Raw genomic sequence first — 26,005 nt, forward strand, 5'->3', positions numbered from 1 at the left:
CGGAGCGTTCCGTAAGCCAGTGAAGGAGGACCCGTGAGGGCCTCTGGAGGTATCGGAAGTGCGAATGTTGACATGAGTAACGATAAAGGGGGTGAGAGACCCCCTCGCCGAAAGACCAAGGGTTCCTGCTTAAAGTTAATCTGAGCAGGGTTAGCCGGCCCCTAAGACGAGGCGGACACGCGTAGTCGATGGGAACCACGTTAATATTCGTGGGCCTGGTGGTAGTGACGGATTGCGTAACTTGTTCATTCTTATTGGATTGGATGGGCAGGGAAGCGGTTCCAGGAAATAGCTCCATCATTATAGACCGTACCCGAAACCGACACAGGTGGTCAGGTAGAGTATACCAAGGCGCTTGAGAGAACTATGTTGAAGGAACTCGGCAAATTGCACGCGTAACTTCGGAAGAAGCGTGACCCCATTATACGCAAGTGTATTGGGGTGGCACAGACCAGGGGGTAGCGACTGTTTATCAAAAACACAGGGCTCTGCGAAGTCGATAAGACGACGTATAGGGTCTGACGCCTGCCCGGTGCTGGAAGGTTAAGAGGAGAGGTGCAAGCTTTGAATCGAAGCCCCAGTAAACGGCGGCCGTAACTATAACGGTCCTAAGGTAGCGAAATTCCTTGTCGGGTAAGTTCCGACCTGCACGAATGGCGTAACGACTTCCCCGCTGTCTCCAACATAGACTCAGTGAAATTGAATTCCCCGTGAAGATGCGGGGTTCCTGCGGTCAGACGGAAAGACCCCGTGCACCTTTACTATAGCTTTACACTGGCATTCGTGTCGGCATGTGTAGGATAGGTGGTAGGCTTTGAAGCGGGGACGCCAGTTCTCGTGGAGCCATCCTTGAAATACCACCCTTATCGTCATGGATGTCTAACCGCGGTCCGTTATCCGGATCCGGGACAGTGTATGGTGGGTAGTTTGACTGGGGCGGTCGCCTCCGAAAGAGTAACGGAGGCGCGCGATGGTGGGCTCAGACCGGTCGGAAATCGGTCGTCGAGTGCAATGGCATAAGCCCGCCTGACTGCGAGACTGACAAGTCGAGCAGAGACGAAAGTCGGTCATAGTGATCCGGTGGTCCCGCGTGGAAGGGCCATCGCTCAACGGATAAAAGGTACGCCGGGGATAACAGGCTGATGACCCCCAAGAGTCCATATCGACGGGGTTGTTTGGCACCTCGATGTCGGCTCATCGCATCCTGGGGCTGGAGCAGGTCCCAAGGGTTTGGCTGTTCGCCAATTAAAGCGGTACGTGAGCTGGGTTCAGAACGTCGTGAGACAGTTCGGTCCCTATCTGCCGTGGGTGTAGGAATATTGACAGGATCTGTCCCTAGTACGAGAGGACCGGGATGGACATATCTCTGGTGGACCTGTTGTCGTGCCAACGGCATAGCAGGGTAGCTATATATGGAAGGGATAACCGCTGAAGGCATCTAAGCGGGAAACCCACCTGAAAACGAGTATTCCCTATCAGGGCCGTGGAAGACGACCACGTTGATAGGAGGCGTGTGGACGTGCGGTAACGCATGAAGCTTAGCCTTACTAATAGCCCGATTGGCTTGATCGTTCTCATTGAAAATGCTCATCCGTGCTGCCCTGCAGCACAGATGATGCCATCTGTTTTGTCCTCACGCTGTCGCAAGCAAAGCTTGCTGCGGCTTAAGGACGGCGCGCCAAACGATTGGCGACGGCCGCTGGCCTGTAGGGGTGGCACACTCAAACAGGTCAAAGACAAAAAGAGACAAAACAAATAACGTGTTCAAATCAAAAACGAAGGCTCATACCTTCACCAGCTTCTCAATCACATTGCCCTTAGCCGACCTGGTGGTTATGGCGGGGCGGCCGCACCCGTTCCCATTCCGAACACGGCCGTGAAACGCCCCAGCGCCAATGGTACTTCGTCTTAAGACGCGGGAGAGTAGGTCGCTGCCAGGTCTGCTAAAGGCAATCAAAATCTTCTCAACACAAACTTCGGCCCAAGCCGACAGACAAGGGCCGCTGACAACGCGGCCTTTTTGCTGCAAAATAATCTAGAAGCGTCATACCAAAAATGCGACGCACAGGCCAAGAGCAGCCCTGTCCACCAAAGGACACCAAAAGTGGCCAAAGGCAGGACAAAACAATAAACAACCGGGCATGCGCCACGGACACAGAAACAACATAGTCTGGCAAATAACCAGACAATGCTCAAACATAACGCGGGGTGGAGCAGCCCGGTAGCTCGTCAGGCTCATAACCTGAAGGCCGCAGGTTCAAATCCTGCCCCCGCAACCAACAATCCCTGTGATACCAGAGAGCCCCCATTGTGGGGCTTTTTGCGTTTCCAAACCAACGCTACACAAAGACGATCCCAAACACCCGCATCAACACGGGGATCGCAAAACTGAGCAGTCCGCATGGATGCGTTCGACATACTGTCCGTCAGTCGTGAGACGACATCTCGAGGCAATCGACGTCGGCCCAAGGGGCGCACGAAACGCCACAAAACCCCATACGATACGATAATGTCTCACCCAGATGAGATGGCACTACACAGCGTCAACGGCGCTCCTCCCCGCAAAGCCACCAGCCGTCACCAACAAAGCAAACCAATTGACATCGTCGACCAGCGCGGAAAAAGGTGTGAACCCCTCAAGGGCTCACACCAAGGCATCCACTACCTCGCAAGCCAGCCGCCATCGACAGCCAGTACCTGGCCGGTCACATAGCCACTCGCTGGAGAGGCGAAGAACAGTGCTGCCGTATCCAGGTCGGAGGGCGTGCCCCATCGACCAGCTGGAATACGCTCGAGAATCGAACGGTTCCTGTTCGGGTCGTTTCTCAACGCTTCCGTATTGTCCGTATCCATGTAACCCGGTGCAATCGCGTTGACCGTGATCCCCTTGGCCGCAAGCTCGTTGGCCATGAGTTTGGTCAGACCGGCAACCGCGTGCTTGCTCGATGTATAGGACGCAACGCGGATGCCGCCCTGGAATGACAGGAGCGAGGCAATGTTGATGATTCTGCCTGTGATCCCCTTGTTTACCATATGCTTGACGACAGCCTGTGAGAGCATGAAGGTGCTCTTCAGGTTGATATTCATAATGTCGTCCCAGTCCTGCTCCGAAAAATCAGTGAAATCCGCGCGACGGATCTGTCCCGCATTGTTCACCAAGATATCGATGTTGGCGGTTTCAGTCAGTTTGCTGACGATGTCGGGGAGGCCGCCTGGATCGGTAAGATCATAGATGACTTCCTCGAAATTGCGGCCTGTATCCGCAATCTTCCGGGCTGTCTCACTCATGGAACGAGAGCCCAGCGCTAGGATGTCGGCACCTGCATTGGCGAGTGCCAGTGCCAAGCCTTGGCCCAATCCTGTTCGCGCTCCGGTTACAAGGGCGCGCTTTCCAGTCAGATCGAACAGATTCATCTTACTTGAGCTCCTTCATCGGCACGAAGTCCATATCGGTGAAGGATTGGTTGTCACCGGCCATGCTCCAGATGAATGCGTAGGAGCCGGTACCCGAACCACAATGAATCGACCACGGAGGAGAAACGACGGCCTGTTCGTTGCGGATGATCAGATGGTTGGTTGCCTGAGGGCGACCCATCAGATGCACGACGAACGCTTCCTCCGGGATTTCGAAATACACATAGGCTTCCATACGCCGATCATGCAGGTGGGCTGGCATCGTGTTCCAGACGCTCCCTGGCTCCAGGCGCGTCAGGCCCATCAGCAACTGGCAGGTCGGCAGCACCTTGGGGTGAATATACTGATAGAGCTTGCGCTTGTTGCAGGTCAGCTGATCGCCGAGATTGTTTTCAATCGCATCTGCCTTGGAAATGACGCGGGATGGGAAGTTTGCGTGAGCAGGTGCGCTATTGATGTAGAACTTCGCGGGTGCTGCAGGATCCGCGCTTTCGAAGGAAATGTCCTTGATGCCCATTCCAAGATAGAGACCATCCTGAAAGTCTACATCGTAGACAGTACCATCTGCGGTTACCCTGCCTTTGCCGCCAATGTTGATCAGGCCCAGCTCGCGACGCTCAAGCAGGAAGTCTGTGCCGACGACTTTTGCCAGTTCCGGGCCGATCTGGATGGGGCTTGATGCAGGCATGATGCCTGCAATCAACATGCGATCGTAGTGCGTGTAGGCTGCGTGTATCTCACCGGCGACGAACAGGCGTTCAATCATGAAGTTTTCACGCAGTTCCGCACTCGTCATGCGCTCTGACTGCGAATAATGGACGGCATGCCGTGTCTCGATCGTGGTTGTCATAGGTATCACTCCCTTTTATTCAAAAATGTCCGGATGAGCCGCTTCCAAAGTCGGCAGGTCTTGTAGCAATTCGGACAGATGACTTTTCATTGCAGCTTCGGCTGCGTGGCTGTCTCGTGCATCAAGGGCAGCGACAATTGCCTTATGCTCTGCAAGAAGCTTCCGCAGCGCATCACCCTTGCCCAGGGAAAGGCAGCAGGCGCGATCGATATGGGCCTTCAGGTCTTCCACCACCGTCCAGGCCATCATCAATCCCGCGCCATCTGCAAGCGTGCGATGGAAGAGATCATCGTAGCGGCGAAATTCGGCGCGATCGCTACTCTCCACTGCGCGTTCCTGTGCCTTGAGGCAATCTTCCAGGCGTGTGCGCGCGTGGAAATGGAATGAACTGCAGGCCGATCGGATGACAGCCGTCTCGATCGCCTCGCGCACAAAGGCGGCCTGCATCAGCTTTGCGATGGAAATCTTTGCAATGACCGCGCCTCGCTGGGGCAGTATTTCCACCAGCCGGCTCTTCGAAAGCGCAATCAATGCTTCCCGACCCGGCTGTCGCGAGGAGCCGTATCGCTCACCGATGTCTTGCTCGGAAAGGCGAGAACCGGGTGGAAGGGCGAGTGTGAGAATATCGCTTCGGAGCTGTCTCTCCACGCGCTGTGTAACGCTTTCCGTTGATGCTTTGACGGTCATAGGGCCAACTTCTTCGATGTCGTCACTTCCATACAATTTCATACGATTTCATTCAAGCGACTTTCGCATGTCCTTTTTTGGCTCGCTGGCGAAGCGCTATGGTGAGGAAGTCACAGGCTCATGCACGCTGTAGAGATCATCTTTTACCAGCGAGGGGAGTTCGCCACTCTGCAGCCATTGCAGGGCTAGAGGCCAGAGCTTGTCGCGATAGCGTTCGTGGAAGAAAGCGAAGTGTCCGATTGCATTTTCACCAACGGTCGATGGCCTTAGCCGAAGATAGTACCGCTTCGAATTATCGTAGTATTCCAACAGCCGCTTGGTGGCAGCAACGGTGGCGAACGGATCATCAGTGGTGGCTATGGCGAGAATCGGCGCTGAAAGGCCGCGCATGTTTCGTTTCAGATCCACCGCAGCCGCTTCAGTGCGGTTACGTGGTTTGCGTCTAAGAGAGTGCTCGAATGCCGGTCCCATCCTGCTCCAGTCGAGAGCGACGCCGGCCGGCGTATCCTCCATCCAACCCAGTTTTTTCGCGGGAAAATAGCCATAAAGCCTCGTCAGCAGGGGCATTACGATATGCCAGCGCCAGAGCATTGCCCATTTTTTCTCGTCCGCATAGTCGCGGTGATGGGCGAACTGGGCGCCGACCATAAGTGCCCTCTCAACCAGATGATTTGATGGCGCGAGCCCAAGTGCGAAGCCACCAATGGAATGGGCGACAGCGTGGATCCCGGCGTTGGGTGAAAGCTGGCTAATGTACCGAAGAGCGCCTTCGAGATCCTTCTCGCCCCAGTCAGCCCAATCGGCATCGCAATCTTTCAAGGATGGAGGGCGCGATTCGCCGATACCTCGATAGTCATAAGTCAGAACGTTGTAGCCATGCTCGAACAAATATTGCGCAAAGCGCGCATAGTAACGGCAGCGCACGGACGTGGCGCAGGTTATGAGCACAAACGGTCTGCTTTCGGCGTCTCCAGAATGCCAGACGAAGCCGCCGAGCGAGTAGCTGTCGGTGGCTTGAAAGCGGACCGGCTGTCCCACCAAATCATGCATGCTTCATGTTCCTCATCTTGGGGGGATCATGAAGAGAAGTTCGAGCCGCCGCAATTCATCAAAAGTGTAGCCTCCTGCTGTATCGTGATCGCCCGTCTATTGGCGGAGCTTTTGCTGGGCGACCTCACGCGTACGACCGGCAAGCGTTTGGAAATGTGCGGATCTCGCGCTTGTTCTTCGCCAGAAGAAGCCGATTTCCCGATGGGCCGGCCAATCCGAAATCTCCTTCAGGACAATGCTTGGCTCCCTCATCATTTCAGACAGGGCGTACAATTCTGGAAACAGTGACAGGCCCATCTCGATGGATACCATCTGCCGCAATGTATCGAGGCTGGTTCCCTCGTAATCTTCCGCCATGATGGCCCCGGATACGGTTGCCAGTTCACGCACATTCTCCAGAAGTCGGTGGCCCTTGCCGAGTGTGAGGAGCGTTTCGCTCTTCAGATCCTTCAACGCGACCGTTTTTCTGTCTGCCAGCCGGTGCCTTGATGACACGCCCAGGAAAATCCGCTCCACGCAAATCTGTTCGAAAGCAAAGATGTCCTCATTCTGCGGCTTCTGACCAAGGGCGCAATCAATGGCTCCATTCAGGACCTGATCTTCCAAAAATGCGGGACGATCTTCCCGGACATGCAGCCGAAGCGTTGGGTATGCTTCATGCAACTGAGGCAATACCGAAGGTAGAAGATAGGGTCCGAAGGTTGGCACGACACCGAGGCGGATGAGACCACCCAGATTATCGCGTCCCGAGGTCGCGATGGCTACGATCTCGTCCAGCGTGGATAGAATGGTGCGCGCTGCGGCGGCAATCTGATGCCCGACGGGGGAAAGGGTAATCGCTCCGGGAGTGCGTTCGATAAGGCTCACATCCAGTTGTTTTTCCAGGAGCGCAAGCTGTACGGACAGCGTGGGTTGGGAGACATGGCAACGCTCGGCGGCGCGACCAAAGTGACGGGTAGCGTCTAACGCTACGAGATACTCCAACTGGCGGTGTGTCGGTCTGAATGGCATATGATAGATGTTGTCTATCAAAGTCATTGTGTCAATGAATTGGAACTATCGTCTCAATTTTGTGATGCTGCGCGTCATTGGAGGTAACGATGACGCCGCTGTTGAAAGCCCTGAAGAATCGCTATTCGCTTATAGAGCGCAAGATTGAGCTGGAAACGAAAATGCCCCAACCAGATCCACTTCGCATCATGGAGTTAAAACGCATCAAAATGCAGATGCGAGACCAGATTACCTGGATGGAGCGTTCGCCGTAGTTAGGTGTGCAGGGATTTCTGGTAAACTTCTGTATTCAAAAGATAATTTGCTAATTAGCCAAATTCTCAGCTCGTTTCCTCGTAAAAGGCGCCAATGGCAATGAGAAGCCAACCAGCGATCATGCCGAGGCCACCCATTGGCGCCGCCATAGGAAACAAGGCGCCATGGCCGAAATGGCGAGATAGCAGATCGCCAGCAAAGAGCATGGTTCCAATCGCCAGGACAAGAGCTGAGGGGTGCGCGGTCTTGAGCCGCGCTCCGGCAATCCAAAGCCCAAGAAGAACGGGCGCATGGGCAAGGCACATGGCGGAGGCAGAGCCGAGCAGGCGTGCATCTTCACCATGACTTGCCGCGGCGGCAAGCATGACACCGGAAGCGCCCAGAAAGCCGGAAAGCATCAGAATGAGAGGACGCGTTCTCGCCAGCATTACGCCTGATCCTCTTCGCGGTTTTGCATGTGGTGCGCCAGACGCTCGATCGGAGCCCAGATGATCTCGCGCAGTTTGGGATTTTCGATCGTCTCTTCCATGGCCCGGGAGAAACACAGTAACCATTCGTCCCGTTCTGCGGTGCCAATGGGGGCTCCAAAGTGTCGGGCCCTTAACCGGGGATGGCCGTATTTTTCCACATAGACGGGAGGACCACCCAGATAGCCGGTGAGATAATCGTAGAGCTTGGCTTCGCTCCCCGAAAGGTCAGCGGGGTGAATTGCCCGACATCTTGCAGCTTCCGGCAACTCGTCCATGAGTTGATAGAATCGACGTGTGAGCCTGCGAACAGTGTCATCGCCGCCGATCGCTTCGTAAAGGGTGATGGTTTCGCCGCTCATCCGTTGCCCTTGCCTGCTAATTCTCCCTGAGGGGTAGCGGCAAGTGGGACCAACTGCAAGCCGTCAATAAGCCGCGGGAGGTCTACTCGGAACCCGCATCGATATCGCCAGACCTCTTGTCTGGAAGAGAACCGGTTCCCGGTGTCTTTTCGTGATCGGTCAGATGCTCCTGCGCATGGGGTCCTGCGGCAGGTTTCCCATTGGCGGATTTTGTTTCGGGTTTCGCCTGTTCTACGGCGGTCTGTGCCCTCTTGTCTTCGGTCATCGATGCTCTCCGTTTGAATTGGAAACGGAGAGGTCTTGCCGAGGTTCCGTTTAGGTCAATGCAGGGGCCGCGCCCTTGTCGATGACGTCATCGGGAATATCGTCGAAGGAAGCGTAATTGAGATTATAGAGCTTCGAATAGAGCTTCTCATTGCGCATCAGTTCGGCGTGGTTGCCGCTCTCGATCAGTTCGCCGTTTTGCAGAACGATGATGCGGTCTGCCTCGCGAATGGTAGCCAGACGGTGGGCAATCACCAGTCCTGTGCGGCCTTCCAGAAGCTTGACCAGCGCCTTCTGGATCAGCATCTCGGTATAGCTGTCGATATTGGCGGTGGCCTCATCGAGCACGAGGATCTTCGCGTCCGCGACCAGCGCGCGGGCAAAGCTGATGAGCTGCCGCTGACCGAGTGACAGATTTCCGCCGCGTTGGCCAAGCAGGCTGTCATAGCCATCCGGCATCCGCATGATGAAATCATGGGCGCCGACAGCCGTAGCCGCCTCAATTACCTGCTCCCGAGTGGCATCCGTCTTGTGATAGCGGATGTTTTCCAGCACGGAGCCGGTGAACAGAAACGGCTCCTGAAGCACCATGGCAATCTGACGACCGAGCGAGTCCTGGGTCAGATCTCTTACGTCGTGACCGCCCACGAGCACGCAACCTTGCTGAACATCGTAGAAGCGGTGGATCAGCGACATGCAGCTGGATTTGCCGGAGCCGGTTGGTCCGACCAGTGCAACCGTTTCGCCCGGGTTGACGCGGAAGCTGACATTCTTGAGCACCGGGTGCTTCGGGTTGTAACCGAAAACCACATCGCGGAATTCTACCGATCCATCCATGTCCGGCGAAAGAACCTTGGCATCCGGCTTATCCTTGATGTCGACCGGCACATCCAGAACATCCGTCAGGCGCTGACCGGACGCCATGGCGCGCTGCATGACCGAGTACTGCAGCGTTAGCGACCGGATCGGATCGAAGAAGCGCTGGATGTAGAAGAGAAAGGCAACCATGACGCCCACATCGAGCGCCTGGTTGAGCACGCGTGCGCCGCCCACGACAATCACCAGCGCCATGGCGATACCGGTCAGCGTATCGACAATCGGCACCATGACCTGCGCCAGCCGTGCTGCATGCAGGTGGGTACGCAGGTTTGCCTTTGCCTTGTCGTCGAACAACGTGAAGTTCACGCTCTGGCGATCCATGCCCTGCACGGCGCGCACACCGTGAATGGCTTCCGCCAGGGCGCCGCTGGCAATAGAGTTCGTCTCATGCGCTGCCATGAAGGAGAGGCGTGCCTTGGGCAGCCAGAAGAGGCGAACGACGAACAGTACTGGCAGTGCCGAGAGGGTCAACATTCCAAGACCAAAGTCGAGGTAGAGCATGACCGCGACGATGCCGATCAGAAGCGTAATGTCGCCGACCGAGAGCACGGAGGTTTCCAGGAACTCCTGCATGGAGTTCACATCTCCCTGCAGGCGTGACATCAGCCGTCCAACTTCTGTCTTGTCCATGAAGGACAGAGACACCCGCTGAAGGTGGGTGAACATGGCGCGGCGAATGTCGAAAAGCACGTCTTCCGCGACATTGCCGACCAGCGTTTCCTGCGCATAGGAGGCGGCATAATTGATGAGGATGGCGATCACAAAGGCAGCGAGTGCATAGAGCAACACATTTCCCTCATTGCCGGGCTGCATGCCGTGGTCGATTGCGTAGCGAATGATCAGCGGGATGATCAACTGCATGGCGGTGAAGGTGAGAACCGCAGCGACGGCGAGCCATACCTTTCGCTGGTATGGCTCCACGAAAGCCCAGATGCGGCTTATGATGTTCTTGTCGAAGACCTTGCCGAAGATCTCCTCTTCGATCCGGTGAGAACCAACGACCGCGCGGGGCGGGCGGCGTCCGTCATCACGAATGTCTGGGCGCTCTGTTTCCAGTTCCTCTGCCATCTCGTCCTCCTCAACCGGTCAGTGCGTCATCGTCAGGACGGATCTGCAAATCGTACAGCGCGCGGTAGCGTCCATTCTGTGCCAGCAGTTCCTCATGGGTTCCCTGCTCGACGATGCGGCCCTCTTCCACGAACAGGATCTTGTCCGCATCCATCAGGGAACTCAGGCGATGTGCCACGACAATGGTGACCCGATCGCTGGCATAGCGGCGCATGGCGCTTCGAATGCGTTGCTCGGTCGCTGCGTCTATGGCAGCGGTTGAATCGTCGAACACCATCACGGCAGGCTTCAGCATCAGGGCGCGAGCGATGGAGAGACGTTGCCGCTGGCCGCCAGACAAGGAGACACCGCGTTCGCCCACGACCGTGCCATAGCTTGAGGGCAGGCCCAGCACATAATTGTGCAACTGTGCGCTTTCACTTGCCTTGGCAATCCGATTTTCATTGGCCCAGGGGTCGCCATAGGCAATGTTGTTCTCGATCGTGGTGGTGAACAGGAAGCTGTCCTGTTGTACGACAACCACCGAACGGCGAAGCGACTTCAACGAGACGTCCTTGATATTCTGTCCATCGATGGTGATGCTACCGGCATCAACGTCATAGAAACGCGGGATCAGGTGGGCGATGGTAGATTTGCCGCTGCCCGGGGGGCCGACGATACCAATGGTTTCGCCGCGTTTCGCCTCGAAACTGATGCCATTCAAGGTCGGGTTTTCGGGAGCGGAAGGATAGGCAAAGCGAACGTTTTCGAACCGCAAGGTTCCGTCTGAAACTTTGAGGTCAGTCGCCTGTGGCGCGTCCTTGACTGCAACGTCCATGTCGAGCAGGCCGAAGAGACGGGCGCCACAGGTTGACGCGCGGGCAAAGGCGTTCACCATCAGGCCAAGCTGGCGCACCGGCATCTGCAGGATCGTCATGAAGGTCAGAAAGGATGCGAGCGTGCCAACCGTGATCTCGCCCGCAAGCACTTTTCCGCCGCCAACCCAGAGAACCAATCCCATGGAAATGAAGAAGGAAAGGTTCATGGCGCTGGTGTTGGCAACCCGGATGCCGACGCGCTGATGCGCCAGTTCCAGCGCATTTCTGGAAGCCGCATCGAACTTGGCCAGTTCATGATCCTGTGCTGCGAAAGCTCGGACAACACGGATGCCGCCGAGATTTTCCTCCATGACCCGCGTTAACACCTGCAGGCGTTCCTGAAGGTCCAGCCAGGTGGCGCGAAGCCGAAGCTGTGCAATGGACGAACGCCAGCCGACGAAAGGAACGAAGCTGAGTGCCAGCAATCCAAGAATGAAGTCTGTCGAAAGAAGAAGGTAGGCTCCAATGCCAATCAGCACGGAAAGCAGGATCATGCGCACCAGTGCTGTCGAGAAATACATGCGCACGCCTTCCAGATCGAGAAGGCCGATGGTGATCAGGTCTCCCGAATGGACGCTGTCATGAAAGCTGAAGGAGAGCCGCTGGATCTTCTCGTAGCAGGCAAGACGTAGCTCGTAGCCGATGTGGTGGCCGACCGCTTCGCTGAAATAGTTCTGCACCATGGTGAAAAGACCGCGCAGAATGCTCGCGCCGAGAAGGAGGAGGGCCGTCACGAGCAGCGCATCCTGCGCATCCGTATTGCTCGAATCGCCAACGGCAATGCCTTGTGCCTGATCGATGGCGTGCCCCAGCAACTGGGGGATCATCAGCTGGAATCCAGACGCCACGAAGGTGGCGCCAATGGCGAGCGTGGTCTGCCAGGGATGCCTCAGCGCCATGACCGTGATGCGGGTGATAATAGAGAGGCCCTTGCCCCATCCTGCGGCCTTGACATGCGCAAGCGATGCAGCCGGGCTCACGCCGCTGCCTGGAGAAACAGTCGTCACAGTAGCATTCCAACGATTATGGTTCCGCCGGCGTTGTCACCGGAGGAGCATTCAAAGGATGAGAAGGTCAGAACCAGGTATTCTCATGGAGATACACCATTAGAGACCGATTCTTCCTATACCGGAAGCCACAGATTGAAAAATGCTAAAATTGGCAAAAGGACGGCACGTCTGACAGGTGGCTTAATTTTCAGACAATTTGTCAGAGGTGTTGCCGAAATATCATCTCAAACAAAGAAGGGCCGTGCTTGGGGTCAAGGCACGGCCCAGATAATTGGCGTCAGGAGATTTTAGGCTGCCAGCGGTTCCGGAGCTTTTGCACCGGTCATGAATGCGACCGCGTCGGACATGGAGTAGTCCTTCGGATTGATAACCGTAAGGCGCTTGCCGAGCCGGTGGATATGGATGCGGTCGGCAACTTCGAAGACGTGCGGCATGTTGTGGCTGATGAGTACGATCGGAATACCGCGCGAGCGGACATCCAGAATGAGTTCAAGCACGCGGCGGCTTTCCTTGACGCCCAGTGCTGCCGTTGGCTCATCCAGAATGATGACCTTCGACCCGAAGGCTGCAGCACGGGCAACGGCTACGCCCTGACGCTGGCCCCCGGACAGTGTTTCCACCGCCTGGTTTATGTTCTGGATGGTCATCAGGCCGAGTTCCGAAAGCTTGTCACGGGCAAACTTTTCCATAGCCGGACGATCGAGCTTGCGGAAAACGCTACCCATGACGCCGGACTTTCGAATTTCGCGGCCGAGGAACATGTTGTCAGCGATCGACAGCGCCGGAGACAGAGCAAGGTTCTGGTACACCGTTTCGATACCCGCCTTGCGCGCCTCTATCGGAGAGCGGAAGCTGACGGTCTTCCCCTCCAGTTTGATCTCGCCTTCATCGGGATTGATGGCACCGGAGATCGCCTTGATGAGAGAGGACTTGCCTGCGCCGTTATCGCCGATAACCGCCAGGATTTCGCCCGGATAGAGGTCGAAATCCGCATTGTCGAGGGCGGTCACCTTGCCATAGCGCTTGACCAGTCCGCGTGCCGAGAGAATGGGCTCCTGTGCCATTAGCCTGCTACCTTTCTGATCCACTGGTCGATTGCGACGGCTGCGATGATGAGAAGGCCGATCAACATGTAGGTCCATTGCGGATCGGTGCCGATGAGACGAAGCCCGAGCTGGAACACACCGACGATCAAGGCGCCGAAAAGCATTCCGAGGATCGAGCCGCGTCCGCCAAAGAGCGAGAGGCCGCCGATAACCACGGCCGTGATGGATTCAATGTTTGCAAACTGGCCAGCTGTCGGAGAAACCGAACCGATACGGCCGATCAGAGCCCAGCCACCCAAGGCGCAGATGACGCCGGAGATCGTGTAGACCGAGATCAGCATCTTCTTGACGTTGACGCCTGCAAGTTCCGCAGCATCCGGATCATCGCCGACTGCATAGAGGTGACGTCCCCAGGCGGTGGAGTTCAGAACATACCAGAGGGCGCCGACGAGAAGCACCATGGCAATGACGCCGTAGGTGAAGACTGCACCGCCGACCTGGATGCTTTGACCAAACAGCTGGAGAAGAGGCGCGTTTGCGGCCAGATCCTGCGAGCGGATGGTTTCGTTTGCCGAGTAGAGAAAATTCGATGCGAGAACGATCTGCCACATGCCAAGCGTGACGATGAAGGGCGGCAGCTTGACGCGAGCGATCAGGAAACCGTTGATCAGGCCGCAGATGGCACCGACGGCAAAGCCTGCAAGGATAGCAAGGGGTGTTGGTACGCCATAATGGATTGCGAACTGGCCCATTACGACGGAAGACAGCACCATGATTGCGCCGACGGACAGATCGATGCCGGCGGTCAGGATCACCAGCGTCTGTGCGGCGCCGATGATGCCGGTAATGGCCACCTGCTGGAGGATCAGCGTCATGGAAAATGCTGAAAAGAACTTGGTGCCGAGTATCGAGCCGAAGATGATGACCGACATCAGGAGGACCAGCAGCGGAACGGCTGCCGGGTTCCCATGAAGGAAATGCTGGAACTTCTGCAGTGCGGTTTTGTCGTGCGTATCGAATTGCGCAACCTGCGTCGAACTGCCTGATAGCACTTTTTCGTATTCGAGATGCGGCTTCGTGGCGGCTTGTGGCTCGCTCATGTTTTCCTCCCTAGGGCATCATCACGGGATGCGAGGGCCGGCATGCAGGTCACGAACCTCAGATCGCCGGCGATGGAAAATTCATTCTTCAATCGGAGAAGGTATTCAGCAAGGTTTCGCTGCCTGTTCTCTTTAGGTAAAGGGCGGCCGAAGCCGCCCTTCGATCTTGTTGTCTAATGCAGATGGAGCATCAGCCCCAGCACTTCGCAGTGCCTTCCTTCGTGTCGATCGAAGGAACGCCCTTGGCAGGCTTGTCTGTGACCAGAGACACGCCGGTGTCGAAGAAGTTCTTGCCTTCGGTCGGCTTCGGCTTCGTGCCATCCTTTGCAAAGGCGGCAATCGCTTCGATGCCCTTCGACGCCATCAGCAGCGGGTATTGCTGCGAGGTTGCGCCAATCACACCTTCCTTGACGTTCTTGACGCCCGGGCAGCCGCCATCGACGGATACGATCAGAACGTCCTTCTGCTTGCCGACGGCCTTCAGCGCTTCGTAAGCACCGGCAGCAGCAGGCTCGTTGATCGTGTGAACGACGTTGATGCTTGGATCCTTCTGGAGAAGGTTTTCCATGGCGGTGCGGCCGCCTTCTTCGTTACCATTGGTAATGTCGTGACCGACGATCCGCGGATCCTTTTCATCGCCGATGCGGTTGATATCGCCGACATCAATGCCGAAGCCCTTCATGAAGCCCTGGTTGCGCATGACGTCAACCGACGGCTGTGCCGGTGTCAGGTTCAGAAAAGCGATCTTTGCAGTCTTTGCCTTGTCGCCAAGCGTTGCAGCGGCCCATTTGCCGATGAGTTCACCAGCCAACAGGTTGTCGGTTGCAAAGGTCGCGTCAGCAGCGGAAATCGGATCCAGAGGCGTGTCGAGTGCGATGACCAGAACGCCAGCCTTGCGAGCCTTCTCGACCGCGGGAACAATGCCCTTGGTGTCGGAAGCGGTCAGAAGGATACCCTTTGCGCCGTCAGCGATGCAGGTTTCGATTGCAGCAACCTGGCTTTCGGAGTCACCGTCGATCTTGCCGGCATAGGACTTCAGCGTTACGCCCAGTTCCTTCGCCTTGGCAGTCGCGCCTTCCTTCATCTTGACGAAGAAGGGATTGGTGTCGGTCTTGGTGATGAGGCATGCGGAAACGCCGGCTGCAGAGGCCGGAGCAGCAAAGGCAACGCCAAGTGCGAGTGTCGCGAATGCAGCGGTCAGAACGGTTTTCTTCATGGAACTTCCTCCCAGGTTAACTCAGTATCCGCGCGGCGGATCTTGTTCGGGCCTCGACCGGTTTCAAGCACCAGACGCCTCCTCCAAGCCGCCTGCCCGTGGCCCTCATAATGTCGAAACTTCTCATACTGTCAATAAATAAATCCAGTTGATTTATTAATTCTTGATCGATAGGTTGAGGCCTGAGGAGCTTGGGTACCTTAAGGGAGGGGTGGCCATGACTGTCCATGACAACTCCAGCGATAGCGTCGTTCTGCCGCCTGCCGTCAGCTTTGCGGGCGGTTCCAACCAGGTGCGCGTTCGTGCGCACAACGAAAGATTGGTTCTGTCGCTTGTTCGCCTGCACGGATCGCTTTCCAAGGCGGACATTACCAGAGCGAGCGGCCTCTCTGCTCAAACCGTTTCCGTTATCATGCGCTCGCTGGAGAATGATGGGCTGCTGCTTCGGGGCGATCCCGTGCGCGGCAAGGTGGGTCAGCCTTCCATTCCCATGCGCCTCAATCCCGATGCGGTGTTTTCATTTGGCGTAAAAATTGGCCGACGCAGCGCAGATGTCGTGCTGATGGATTTCATCGGGCGCATCCGCCACCAGTTCCGCCAGACTTATGCCTATCCGAAGCCTGATGAAATCATTGCGATCATCATGTCGGGGATCGAGTCCATTGAAGCCCGGCTGGATCGGGATACCCTGGCACGCATCGCCGGCATCGGGATTGCAGCACCCTTCGAGCTCTGGAACTGGGCTGAAGAGGTCGGCGCACCTCCAGGGGCCATGGATGAGTGGCACGGTGTCGATCTCCAGGCCGAAATTGCTGCCCGCGTTCGCCATGCGGTTCACCTTCAGAACGATGCGACAAGCGCTTGCGGCGCGGAACTGGTCTTCGGTGTCGGTCCTTCCTATCCTGACTTCGTCTATTTCTTCATCGGCTCCTTCATCGGCGGCGGCATTGTCCTGAATTCAGCGGTCTATTCGGGCCGAACGGGCACAGCAGGCGCGCTTGGTCCTCTGCCGGTGCGTGGCAAGAACGGCGAGAACCGGCAGCTTCTGGATATCGCTTCTATCTTTGTCCTCGAAAAACTGCTGCTCGAGCGCGGCATCGATCCACAGCCCCTCTGGTATTCAGCGGACGAGTGGGTGGATTTCGGCGAACCGCTGGAACTGTGGATTCGCGATACCGCAGAGGCGCTGGCGCAAGCCATTGTCGCATCTGCCTCCGTCATCGATTTTGGTGCTGCCGTCATCGATGGCGGTTTTCCCGGATGGGTGCGCAAGCGTGTCGTGCAGGCAACGAGGGAGGCGGTGACCCGGCTCGACCTGCAGGGTGTCATTATTCCCGATATTCTGGAGGGGGCTGTGGGCGCTCAGGCGCGTGCCATTGGTGGCGCTAGTCTTCCGATCTTCGCCCGCTATCTCATCGACCAGAACGTACTTTTCAAGGAACTTGCCTGATGCTCAAGGGTCTCAATCCACTGCTCAGCCCGGAACTGCTCTCTACCCTGCGTGCCATGGGGCATGGGGATGAGCTTGCAATTGTCGATGGCAATTATCCGGGTCTGGAACATGCGCGGCGTCTCGTGCGGCTGGACGGCCATCACCTGATTCCGGTCCTCGATGCGGTTCTGTCGGTGCTGCCGATCGACGATTTCGTTCCCGAGGCTATTTTCCGCTCGACCGTCGGCAGGGACCGAGATGCACTCGATGCGGTCCATGAGGAGATCATCGCCTGCTGCGGGCGGCATGAACCCAAGCAGTCTGTCGTCCCCTTGCTCGGCCCGGACTTCTATCCACGCGTGAAGGCGGCGCACACCGTCATCCAGACAAGCGAGCCTCGGCTTTATGCGAACGTCATTCTCAAGAAGGGTGTCATTTATCCTTGAGAGAGTCGGGTGCTGCCGTACCATCTTGGGGCGGACCTGCGGCAGTACCCGTACCAGCTCTGCAAAGAAAAAGACCGGCGAATCGCTTCGCCGGCCAAGCTCCCATGGGGGGATGTGTCGCACTTCACCGGAACAGGCTGGGCAGCCACAGTGAAAGTGCGGGCACGTAGGTCACGAGCAAAAGCACGAAAACGCTGGCACCGAAGAAGGGCCAGATAGTGCGCATGGCTTCGCGAATAGTAATCTTGCCGACCGCGCATGACACAAAAAGCACAGTGCCAACTGGTGGAGTATTGAGGCCGATACCGGCGTTCAGGATCATGATGACGCCGAAATGCACCGGGTCGATCCCGAAAGCCTTCACGACAGGCAGCAGAACGGGCGTCGAGATGATAACGAGAGGCGCCATATCCATGAAGGTGCCGAGAACCAGCAGGATGATGTTGATGACCAGCAGGACAATAATAGGATTGTCCGAGATCGCCGAAATCGCGCTGATCATCAGGCCCTGCACCTGAAGGAAAGCCATCAGCCAGGCGAAGGAAGCGGCGGTGCCGATGACGAGGAGTACCATGGCCGTGGTGCGAACCGCACCCATGACCGCCTCGACGAAACCGTGCCAGTCGAGTTCGCGATACACGAACATGGCCACAAGCAGTGCGTAGAGTACCGCGATGCACGAGCTTTCCGTTGCCGTGAAAACACCGGAACGAACGCCGCCGAAGATGATGGCGATCAACAGGATGCCCGGTGCCGACGATACGAAGAAATAAAGAACCTTCGCAAAGCCGGGGAAGGGTTCGGAGGGGTAGCCGCGCTGCTTGGCCACGAACCATGCCGTAAACATCAGGGCGGCGGCCAAAAGAAGGCCGGGAATGATGCCTGCCGTGAAAAGATCCGCCACCGATACATTGCCGCCAGCGGCAATCGAGTAAAGGATCATGTTATGCGATGGTGGAATCATCAGGGCGATGATCGCGGCATTTGCGGTCACGTTCACGGCATAGCCACGGTCGTAGCCGCGTGCGGCCATTTGCGGGATCATCAAACCACCGACAGCCGACGCATCCGCCACGGCAGAGCCGGAGATACCGCCGAACAAGGTTGATGCGACGACGTTCACCTGCCCCAGGCCGCCGCGCAGGTGGCCGACAATGCCGGCAGCGAAGCGGATGAGACGCGTGGCAATTCCGCCGCGCACCATCAGGTCTCCGGCGAAAATGAAGAACGGGATCGCCATCATTGCGAAGACGTTCATGCCAGAGTTCATCTGCTGGAAGATGACGATGGGAGGCAGCCCAATATAGAGAATGGTGGCGAGTGAGGCGATACCCAGGCAGAAGGCGATGGGCATGCCGATCAGCATGAGCAGGGTGAAGGACCCGAAGAGGATCGTATAGGCCATTATGCCGCCTCCAGGACTTCAGTGTCGGCAGCGGGCTCGAGATCGAGTGCGACGTCGATAAAGCGTTCAAGGCCGAAAAGAGCGATCATTGCGCCACCCACGATCAAGGGGAAAAAGTCGACGCCGCCGGGCCAGCCCAGAACGGGGATGGTTGCGCCCCAGGTGCCTGCAGAAAGCTGGACGCCATAGTAGACCATGGCGGCGCCAAAGAAGGCGACGAGCCCGAGGCTCACCAGATCCATCAGGCGCTGGATCGAGCGGGGCATGGCGTAGCGAACGATATCGAGGCCAAGATGCACGCTCTCGCGCACGCCAACCGCGGCGCCCAGCATGATGAACCAGAGCATCAGATGCAGCGAAAGCGGTTCCGACCAACTGGGAGAATCGTTCAGAACGTAACGCGCAAAGACCTGCCAGCCGACTATGAATGTCATCACCACGATACCAGTCCCGGCGATGTAGAGCGAAAGCCGGCTTAACGCGGCCAAAAACGGGCGGATGCCCAGCATGAATTTTCTCATTTCCCCGAATTCCTTCTGCGCTACTGTGAGATCAGGCGCATTGAAAAAGCCGGCCCCTTGTGGAGCCGGCTTGCAATCGTCAACTTATTTGACGTCCTGAATGCGTGTCAGGAGATCCTTCAGCTTCGCATCGGTCACGAACTTGTCGTAGACGGGCTTCATGGCAGCGGAGAACTCGCTCTTGTCTACCTTGATCACGTTCACGCCACCGGCACGAACCTTCTCTTCGGAGACTTTTTCGCGCGCGCTCCAGAGCTCACGCATCTTGGCGACCGATTCCTTGGCTGCCGCCTTGATGATCTTCTGGTCTTCCGGCTTCAACTTGTCCCAGGAGATCTTGGACATGACCAGGATTTCGGGGTTCAACGAGTGTTCCGTCAGCGTGTAGTTCTTCGCAACTTCGTAGTGACGGGCTGATTCGTAGGATGGCCAGTTGTTTTCCGCACCATCGACCACGCCGGTTTCGAGCGAGGAATAGACTTCGCCCATCGGCATCGGCGTCGGGTTGGCGCCGAAGGCCTGCATCATGGCGATCCAGAGGTCAGACTGCTGAACGCGGATCTTCAGGCCCTTGAGATCGGAAAGCTTCTGGATCGGCTTCTTCGTCGTGTAGAAAGAGCGCGCACCGGAATCGTAATAGGCAAGACCAACGAGACCATGCGGTTCGAAGGCCTTCAGGATTTCTTCGCCGATCGGGCCGTCCACCGTCTTGTGCATGTGTTCCGTCGAGCGGAACAGGAATGGCATGCCGAGCACGACCGTTTCCTTGACGAGGTTGTTGAACGGTGCCGCATTGACGCGGTTGATGTCGATGACGCCGAAGCGGGTCTGTTCGATCGTATCCTTCTCGCTGCCGAGAACGGAATTGTTCATGACCTGAATGTTGATGCGGCCATTGGTGCGCTCGGAAACGAGCTTGCCCATGTATTTCACCGCATCGACGGTCGGATAACCATCCGGATGGATGTCCGCCGAGCGCAGGGTAATCTGCTGCGCCTGTGCGGCCAGTGCCGTGCTCATGGCCAAGCCAATCGCGAGGCCAAGAATCTTGGTCAGTTTCATGCTTTCCTCCTGTTGTCGCGTGGTTGTCTCCTCCAACCCCGCTGTTTATGTAGCTTTGCTAGACCTGCCACTTGGGCAGGTTGAAAAGTTCTTCCGGGTTCTCGACGAGTGCCAGATGCCTGCTCTGTTCGTTCGGCAGCCAGCCGAGCACCGTTTCGAGCAGGCTCACGTCGTCCGGGTAATCTTTCTGTTCCTTGGCCAGATTGTGCGGCCAGTTGGTGCCCCAGACGATGCGCTGCGGCGCATAAGACGCCACAAGGCGCGCAATGGCTGCCACGTCGTCGTAATCCGGGCCGCCAGTCTTTGAGCTTTCATAGACCCCGGCAAACTTGAACCAGCAGCGTCCTGTATCGATCAGTCTCTTGACGGCATCGACATGCGGACTATCCGGCGTGATGCCGCAGAAGAACTTGCCGTGGTGATCCAGCACCCAGCGCGAACGCAGGCGCACGAGGCGCGTTTCGTGGTCCAGAATGTTGCTTCCATCGAACTGAACGGCCAGCATCCAGCCGCGTGCGGCGGCTTTGGCATCCAGTGCTTCCAATGCAGAAAGATCGGTTGCGCCGCCGGGGAGATCCATGATCCGCAGGCCAACGACACCAGCCTCGCCCAGTGTATCAAGCTCTGCATCGGAAACTTCCGGTGCGACAGCCGCCACGCCTCGTGCCACGTTGCCCATGGCCTTGAGGCAGGCAACCGTATTGCCATTGTCCCGCTGCTGGGCATTGCCTTGGGTGATGATGACGCGGTCGATGCCGAGCCATGTCATGAATTCGCGGTACTGATCCGGCGTCGGCAGGTCGCCCGCAGGCAATCCGGGGCCGCCGGGAAGAGCAGGATAACCCGGCAGATACATGTGCATCTGCGTGTCGACCGTGCCTTTTGGCAGGGACATGGCGGGTTGGCGGCCGGAGGTGGGGCGAACGAGCATCATGCGTCCTTCATCTTGAATTCGGCGAGTGCATCGCGATTGATTTCAATGCCAAGTCCCGGACCGTTGGGGATTGTCACCACCCCATTGACGTGTTCGATCGGCGTATTGACGATGGCCTGCCGGAAGGGGTTGTCGGTACGGTCGAATTCCAGGATTGGCTCGATCGGGTTTACCCGAACCGGGCTTGGCACCATGGCCGCCATGAATTGCAGGGCAGCGGCGATATGCACGGCTGTGCCCCATACATGCGGCACGACGCGAATGCCGTGCAGCGCTGCCAGATCGGCTACGCGCTTTGCTTCGGTAAAGCCGCCAACGCCTGCGAGATCAGGCTGGAGAATGTCGACGCAGCGGGTTTCCACCGGCTCGCGCATGCCCCAGCGCGAATGCCATGTTTCACCACCGGCAACGGGAATCGGCTGGCGGGCGCGTACTTCCCGGTAAGCGGCCAGTTGTTCCGGCACCACAGGCTCTTCGAACCAGTCGAGGTTCAGTTCTGCGGCTGCCTGGCCGAAGCGCACGGCTTCCACCACGTCGTAACCATGGTTTGCGTCTACCATGATGCGCATCTCGGAACCGACGGCATCGCGGGCAGCGCGAACGACGCGCAGATCTTCCTCGACGCCGAATCCGATCTTGATCTTGGTGGCGTGAAAACCTTCCTTCCAGTAGCGGGCAACATCCGTCGCATTGTCCTCGACGCGGTCCACACCGTCACGCTTGAAGCTGCCGGTTGCATAGGCCTTGATGCTTTCGCGGAAGCGCCCGCCGAGCAGGATCGACACAGGCACGCCGAAATGCTTGCCCTTGATATCCCAAAGCGCAATGTCGATGCCGGACAGTGCTGTGACAGCAAGGCCGCGCTGACCCTGATCGCGAAGCGCGTTATAGAGACGAGCCCAGATCTTTTCGGTTTCGAGCGGATTTTCGCCGATCAGCCAGTTGGCATAGGCTTGAACCACGGCCGCATTGGGTCTTGCTGGTCCAAGGCATTCGCCCCAGCCTGTCGTGCCGTCGTCGCACACGATCTCCACCAGAATATGTGCCCTGCGGTCGAAGCGCATGGATGCGCTCTCGAATGCCACGTCGAGCTTGTGCTCCAACAGATGTGTGCGAACTTCGGCAATCTTCATAGGTTTTTCCCGTTGCAGCGTTTCATCCGCACCAGGTCGGATGAAACGCCCAGTCTTCAGTCAGTTGGATCAGCCACGCTTCCAGGGACCGATAAGGTCCAGCAGCATGCCTTCTTCTTCCTTGGTCAGGTCGTCGAGCGGCGCACGAACCTTGCCAGCATCGAAGCCCTGCAGGCGCACGCCCGCCTTGATGGCGGCAACCGCGTAGCCCTTGCGGCGATTACGGATCGCCATGAACGGGTAGAAGAAGTCCCGGAGGATCTTCTCGCAGTGCTCACGCTCGCCAGCCCGCAGCGCCTTGTAGAACTCGACGGCAAGGCCGGGGACGAAGTTGAAGACGGCAGAGGAATACGTCGTGAAACCAGCGCCGAGATAGGCTTCGGCAAACAGTTCGGCAGTCGGCATGCCGCCGAGATAGGTGAGACGATCGCCCATGGTCGCCGTGATCTGGCGCACGAGGCCGATATCGCCCGTACCATCCTTGAAGCCGACAAGGTTCGGGCACTCGTCACACAGACGCTTCAACGTGTCGACGGAAAGCACCGAGTTGTCGCGGTTGTAGACCATGACGCCGATGCCAACGGATTGGCAGATTTTCTTGACGTGCTGATAGAGACCTTCCTGCGGCGCGTCGATGAGGTAATGCGGCAGAAGCAGAATGCCGTCTGCGCCAGCCTTTTCGACAGATTTTGCCAGCTCAGTGCCGACGTGGCTGCCAAAGCCGCAGCCGGAGACGATTGCAGTCTTGCCCGCGGCTTCTTTTGCTGCCTTGACGATACCCGGGATTTCATCGGGTGAGAGCGAAAAGAATTCTCCAGTGCCGCCTGCGGCGAACAGAACGGGCGCCTCGAAGCCGGACAGCCACTCGATATGGCGGCGATAGCTTTCAGCCTGAAACTGGCCTTCGCCGTCGAAATGCGTCACTGGGAAAGACAAAAGGCCAGCGCCGAGCGCCGCCTTGATCTCTTGAGGCGTCATAATCAGTGTATCCTTTGTAGAAGTCTCCTCCGCTCAATTTCGTATAGATTCAACATACAAGTGTCAATAACTTATCTTACAAATTGCCTTTGTTCTCTGAGGAGCGTCCGGTAGCGAGACTGGCTGCCGCGCAGATGCCTGCGCATTGCATCGCGAGCTGCCTCCTCATCCCCAGCTGAAATGGCAGAAATGATGGCGTTGTGCTCTTCGTTCAGCAGCTTGATATAGGCTGCCTGATCGGCTTCCGACTCTTCATTGCGAAGCGCTGCACGGGGGATGATGTTCTTGCCGATCAGGGAAAGAAAATCTCTGAAGCGCGAGTTGTTGGTCGCCTCGGCAATTGCCAGATGCAACGCGAAGTCCGCCTCGCTGGTCGGCTTGTTCGCCTCGAAACAGGCCTGCACCGCATAGTGACGCTCAAAGATAACCTCTTCCTGTGCGGGAGAACGGCGAAGAGCAGCAAGGCCTGCCGCCTCTACTTCTACCGCCGTGCGCAGTTCCAGAAATTCGATGACGGAGGAAACGCGCGCATAGTCGATGTTTTCGATCGACATGGGGGCAGGACTGCTGGCAACCGGCGGTTCCAACACAAAAACGCCAGCGCCCTGACGCGCCTCCACGAGGCGGTCTGCCCGCAGTGCTGCGATTGCCTCGCGCACCACAGTTCGGCTCACGCCGTGTTGTTCGCCCAGTTGTGCTTCGCTCGGCAGCTTGGTGCCGGGCGGATAATGCCCTGCCATGATCGACTGTCGCAGAACGTCGCCCAATCGAGAGGCCAGCGTGCCAGCACCGCCCGGTGTCCCGCTCTTGCCTGCAATTGCCATGGACATCTCCTTCAAAGCCTGCATCTCCGGATGGTCTGCTCGCCAGCCTGTACATCAATGCAATAGCTGTAGCGTGTTGACGCGCTTCTGCCAACATGTATGATGAGTTGACCCGGCGAGCCTACGAGTTGTGGCGCGCTGCCTGCCGATGGAGGAAATCTTGAAACGACTGTTGATCACCGGTGCCGCCGGCGCGCTGGGGCGTGCCATGCGCACGCGTCTTGCCGATGTGGCCGATATCCTGCGCCTGTCAGATATCAGCAATCTGGGTGAGGCCGGACCGAACGAGGAACTCGTTCAATGCGATCTGGGTGATGCGGATGCCGTGCACAGACTGGTCGAGGGGTGCGACGGGATCGTACATCTGGGCGGCGTGTCTGTTGAAGACAAGTTTTCCAAGATCCTGAATGCCAACCTGCTCGGCATGTTCAACCTCTATGAGGCGGCGCGCGCCAACGGTCATCCGCGCATCCTGTTTGCCAGTTCCAACCACACGGTCGGCTTCTACCGTCAGGATGATAAGATCGATGCGACATCACCAACGCGGCCGGATGGTCTTTACGGTGTCTCCAAATGTTTCGGCGAACAGCTGGCGCGGATGTATTTCGAGAAATTCGGTCAGGAAACGGCGCTTGTTCGCATTGGCAGCTGCATGGAAAAGCCAAGCAATCATCGCATGCTGTCCAGCTGGATGTCCTATGCGGATTTCAAGCGTCTTATCGAATGCACGTTCCGGGCGCCGATGCTGGGGTGCCCGGTGATCTGGGGCATCTCCAACAATGATGCAGCCTGGTGGGACAACTCGCATGCCAGCTATCTGGGCTGGAAGCCGCAGGACAATGCCGAACATTATCGCGCGGAAATCGACGCGGCACTTGGCAAACCAGACCCGAAAGCGGCCCTTCACGTCTATCAGGGCGGCAATTTCGTCAACGATCCTATTTTCAAGGAAAGTTGAGATTGCTGCCGCAGGAGCCGTTTGGCGGGGGCGGCTCCTGCACTATTTTCAGTCCTCGGAATAGCGCTCTTCGGCCCATGGATCACCGCGCATGTGGTAGCCATTCTTTTCCCAGAAGCCCGGTCTGTCCTGACGCGTGAACTCAATGCGGGTCAGCCACTTGGCGCTCTTCCAGAAATAAAGATGCGGAACAACGAGGCGCATCGGCCCGCCATGTTCGGCGGTGAGTGGCTCGCCCTGCCAATGCGTGACCAGCATGGCATCTTCCACGGCAAAGTCGGAAAGCAGCAGATTGGTCGTGTAGCCGTCATAGCTCGTCAGCATCACGGCATCCGCTTCTGCTTTCGGATGCACCTGATCCAGCAGTTCCCGCGTCGTTACGCCGGTCCATTCATTGTCATAACGCGACCAGGTGGTCACGCAGTGAATGTCGGTCGTGAGCTTCGATTGCGGCAGCGCTTGAAATTTATCCCAGTTGAACGTCAGCGGATTTTCCACTTCGCCCCTGATGTCGAGCCGCCATTGCAAGGCAGAAATCACCGGCTGCTGGCCAAGATCCAGAACCGGCCAGTTCTGCACCAGGTGCTGGCCCGGTGGCAGCCGGTCGGTTTCCGGTCTTGTTATCTTTCCGGTTAGAAATTTGCCTTCCGCCGCCCATTTTTGTTTGGTCTTTGTGAGTTTTGTCGCTTCAGGCTCATTGTGTTCATCCGCCATGGTTCCGTCCTGCATTTCGATCATGAGGGGAATGTGTGGCGACGCAGGATCGCTGTCCAGAA

At 57.4% G+C, this 26,005-nt stretch carries 25 protein-coding genes, 1 tRNA gene and 2 rRNA genes (1 of these 28 only partly in view); 7 read left to right on the plus strand and 21 right to left on the minus strand.

Going from position 1 to position 26,005, the window contains the following annotated elements; translation table 11 throughout:
- The 3 genes from G6N80_RS11400 to G6N80_RS11410 all read left to right on the plus strand — a co-directional run.
- A 23S ribosomal RNA gene (locus tag G6N80_RS11400) occupies window positions 1-1,572 on the plus strand (it extends 1,232 nt beyond the left edge of the window).
- Between the two features lie 253 nt (window positions 1,573-1,825).
- Window positions 1,826-1,940 (plus strand): 5S ribosomal RNA (gene rrf / locus G6N80_RS11405).
- A 262-nt stretch (window positions 1,941-2,202) separates the two neighbouring features.
- Window positions 2,203-2,279 (plus strand) — tRNA-Met (locus tag G6N80_RS11410).
- A gap of 382 nt (window positions 2,280-2,661) precedes the next feature.
- On the opposite strand, the gene kduD is transcribed toward G6N80_RS11410, so the two are convergent.
- From kduD to G6N80_RS11435, 5 genes are all read right to left on the minus strand, one after another.
- The gene (gene kduD / locus G6N80_RS11415; RefSeq protein WP_165133889.1) at window positions 2,662-3,414 is read right to left on the minus strand and encodes a 2-dehydro-3-deoxy-D-gluconate 5-dehydrogenase KduD; all 753 of its coding nucleotides are present in this window, start codon (window positions 3,412-3,414) and stop codon (window positions 2,662-2,664) included.
- 1 nt (window position 3,415) lies between these two features.
- Window positions 3,416-4,264, minus strand: coding sequence for a 5-dehydro-4-deoxy-D-glucuronate isomerase (gene kduI / locus G6N80_RS11420; protein WP_165133892.1), 849 nt, complete (start codon window positions 4,262-4,264; stop codon window positions 3,416-3,418).
- 15 nt (window positions 4,265-4,279) lie between these two features.
- Window positions 4,280-4,951 carry a GntR family transcriptional regulator gene (locus G6N80_RS11425; RefSeq protein ID WP_082547293.1) on the minus strand — a complete coding sequence of 224 codons (672 nt, stop codon included), beginning with the start codon at window positions 4,949-4,951 and terminating at the stop codon, window positions 4,280-4,282.
- A gap of 96 nt (window positions 4,952-5,047) precedes the next feature.
- Window positions 5,048-6,001, minus strand: a complete 954-nt coding sequence (locus G6N80_RS11430; protein ID WP_165133895.1) for an alpha/beta hydrolase family protein — start codon at window positions 5,999-6,001, stop codon at window positions 5,048-5,050.
- Between the two features lie 96 nt (window positions 6,002-6,097).
- Window positions 6,098-7,012 carry a hydrogen peroxide-inducible genes activator gene (locus G6N80_RS11435; RefSeq protein WP_165133898.1) on the minus strand — a complete coding sequence of 305 codons (915 nt, stop codon included), beginning with the start codon at window positions 7,010-7,012 and terminating at the stop codon, window positions 6,098-6,100.
- Between the two features lie 89 nt (window positions 7,013-7,101).
- Here G6N80_RS11435 and G6N80_RS11440 point away from each other — a divergent pair, with 89 nt between their 5' ends.
- On the plus strand, window positions 7,102-7,266 hold the full coding sequence (locus G6N80_RS11440; RefSeq protein ID WP_082547289.1) for an HP1242/YdcH family protein: 165 nt from the start codon (window positions 7,102-7,104) through the stop codon (window positions 7,264-7,266).
- A 66-nt stretch (window positions 7,267-7,332) separates the two neighbouring features.
- On the opposite strand, the gene G6N80_RS11445 is transcribed toward G6N80_RS11440, so the two are convergent.
- From G6N80_RS11445 to G6N80_RS11480, 8 genes are all read right to left on the minus strand, one after another.
- Window positions 7,333-7,695: a DUF423 domain-containing protein gene (locus tag G6N80_RS11445; protein ID WP_062556268.1), complete on the minus strand. Its 363-nt coding sequence runs from the start codon at window positions 7,693-7,695 to the stop codon at window positions 7,333-7,335.
- Window positions 7,695-8,096, minus strand: coding sequence for a group II truncated hemoglobin (locus G6N80_RS11450; RefSeq protein ID WP_062556267.1), 402 nt, complete (start codon window positions 8,094-8,096; stop codon window positions 7,695-7,697). Before G6N80_RS11450 ends, G6N80_RS11445 begins: the two co-directional genes overlap by 1 nt.
- Before the next feature lie 82 nt (window positions 8,097-8,178).
- Window positions 8,179-8,361 carry a hypothetical protein gene (locus G6N80_RS11455; protein WP_165133900.1) on the minus strand — a complete coding sequence of 61 codons (183 nt, stop codon included), beginning with the start codon at window positions 8,359-8,361 and terminating at the stop codon, window positions 8,179-8,181.
- 50 nt (window positions 8,362-8,411) lie between these two features.
- The gene (locus G6N80_RS11460) at window positions 8,412-10,307 is read right to left on the minus strand and encodes an ABC transporter ATP-binding protein (RefSeq protein ID WP_165133902.1); all 1,896 of its coding nucleotides are present in this window, start codon (window positions 10,305-10,307) and stop codon (window positions 8,412-8,414) included.
- Window positions 10,308-10,317: 10 nt separating this feature from the next.
- Window positions 10,318-12,171: an ABC transporter ATP-binding protein gene (locus G6N80_RS11465; protein ID WP_183898037.1), complete on the minus strand. Its 1,854-nt coding sequence runs from the start codon at window positions 12,169-12,171 to the stop codon at window positions 10,318-10,320.
- A 290-nt stretch (window positions 12,172-12,461) separates the two neighbouring features.
- Window positions 12,462-13,238, minus strand: coding sequence for an ATP-binding cassette domain-containing protein (locus G6N80_RS11470; RefSeq protein ID WP_062556264.1), 777 nt, complete (start codon window positions 13,236-13,238; stop codon window positions 12,462-12,464).
- A complete protein-coding gene (locus G6N80_RS11475) occupies window positions 13,238-14,320 on the minus strand; it encodes an ABC transporter permease (RefSeq protein ID WP_062556263.1) in 1,083 nt (360 codons plus the stop codon). Before G6N80_RS11475 ends, G6N80_RS11470 begins: the two co-directional genes overlap by 1 nt.
- A gap of 190 nt (window positions 14,321-14,510) precedes the next feature.
- Window positions 14,511-15,536, minus strand: coding sequence for a sugar ABC transporter substrate-binding protein (locus G6N80_RS11480; RefSeq protein WP_062556262.1), 1,026 nt, complete (start codon window positions 15,534-15,536; stop codon window positions 14,511-14,513).
- 217 nt (window positions 15,537-15,753) lie between these two features.
- Here G6N80_RS11480 and G6N80_RS11485 point away from each other — a divergent pair, with 217 nt between their 5' ends.
- Both G6N80_RS11485 and G6N80_RS11490 read left to right on the plus strand, forming a co-directional pair.
- A complete protein-coding gene (locus tag G6N80_RS11485) occupies window positions 15,754-16,986 on the plus strand; it encodes an ROK family transcriptional regulator (protein WP_165133904.1) in 1,233 nt (410 codons plus the stop codon).
- Entirely contained in the window at window positions 16,986-17,414 is a 429-nt protein-coding gene (locus tag G6N80_RS11490) for an RbsD/FucU family protein (protein WP_062556260.1), read from the plus strand. Before G6N80_RS11485 ends, G6N80_RS11490 begins: the two co-directional genes overlap by 1 nt.
- A gap of 124 nt (window positions 17,415-17,538) precedes the next feature.
- Here the strand turns inward: G6N80_RS11490 and G6N80_RS11495 are convergent, their stop codons facing one another.
- From G6N80_RS11495 to G6N80_RS11525, 7 genes are all read right to left on the minus strand, one after another.
- Window positions 17,539-18,819 (minus strand): TRAP transporter large permease, encoded by a 1,281-nt coding sequence (locus G6N80_RS11495; protein WP_062556259.1) that lies wholly within the window; start codon window positions 18,817-18,819, stop codon window positions 17,539-17,541.
- A complete protein-coding gene (locus G6N80_RS11500; RefSeq protein WP_062556258.1) occupies window positions 18,819-19,340 on the minus strand; it encodes a TRAP transporter small permease in 522 nt (173 codons plus the stop codon). Before G6N80_RS11500 ends, G6N80_RS11495 begins: the two co-directional genes overlap by 1 nt.
- 84 nt (window positions 19,341-19,424) lie before the next feature.
- The gene (locus tag G6N80_RS11505; protein WP_062556257.1) at window positions 19,425-20,402 is read right to left on the minus strand and encodes a TRAP transporter substrate-binding protein; all 978 of its coding nucleotides are present in this window, start codon (window positions 20,400-20,402) and stop codon (window positions 19,425-19,427) included.
- Window positions 20,403-20,460: 58 nt separating this feature from the next.
- Window positions 20,461-21,333, minus strand: coding sequence for an amidohydrolase family protein (locus tag G6N80_RS11510; RefSeq protein ID WP_062556320.1), 873 nt, complete (start codon window positions 21,331-21,333; stop codon window positions 20,461-20,463).
- Window positions 21,333-22,469 carry a mandelate racemase/muconate lactonizing enzyme family protein gene (locus tag G6N80_RS11515; protein ID WP_062556256.1) on the minus strand — a complete coding sequence of 379 codons (1,137 nt, stop codon included), beginning with the start codon at window positions 22,467-22,469 and terminating at the stop codon, window positions 21,333-21,335. The genes G6N80_RS11510 and G6N80_RS11515 overlap by 1 nt, the downstream gene beginning before the upstream one ends.
- 69 nt (window positions 22,470-22,538) lie before the next feature.
- On the minus strand, window positions 22,539-23,447 hold the full coding sequence (gene kdgD, locus G6N80_RS11520) for a 5-dehydro-4-deoxyglucarate dehydratase (RefSeq protein WP_062556255.1): 909 nt from the start codon (window positions 23,445-23,447) through the stop codon (window positions 22,539-22,541).
- 71 nt (window positions 23,448-23,518) lie between these two features.
- Entirely contained in the window at window positions 23,519-24,271 is a 753-nt protein-coding gene (locus G6N80_RS11525; RefSeq protein ID WP_062556319.1) for a FadR/GntR family transcriptional regulator, read from the minus strand.
- 160 nt (window positions 24,272-24,431) lie between these two features.
- Between G6N80_RS11525 and G6N80_RS11530 the strand changes: the two genes are divergently transcribed.
- Window positions 24,432-25,229, plus strand: coding sequence for an NAD-dependent epimerase/dehydratase family protein (locus G6N80_RS11530; RefSeq protein WP_062556318.1), 798 nt, complete (start codon window positions 24,432-24,434; stop codon window positions 25,227-25,229).
- Window positions 25,230-25,277: 48 nt separating this feature from the next.
- Here G6N80_RS11530 and G6N80_RS11535 read toward each other — a convergent pair whose 3' ends face one another.
- Window positions 25,278-25,943 carry a sulfite oxidase-like oxidoreductase gene (locus G6N80_RS11535; protein WP_062556317.1) on the minus strand — a complete coding sequence of 222 codons (666 nt, stop codon included), beginning with the start codon at window positions 25,941-25,943 and terminating at the stop codon, window positions 25,278-25,280.
- Window positions 25,944-26,005 lie beyond the last annotated feature (62 nt).

This window comes from Rhizobium rhizoryzae, assembly GCF_011046895.1.
Lineage (GTDB): Bacteria > Pseudomonadota > Alphaproteobacteria > Rhizobiales > Rhizobiaceae > Neorhizobium > Neorhizobium rhizoryzae.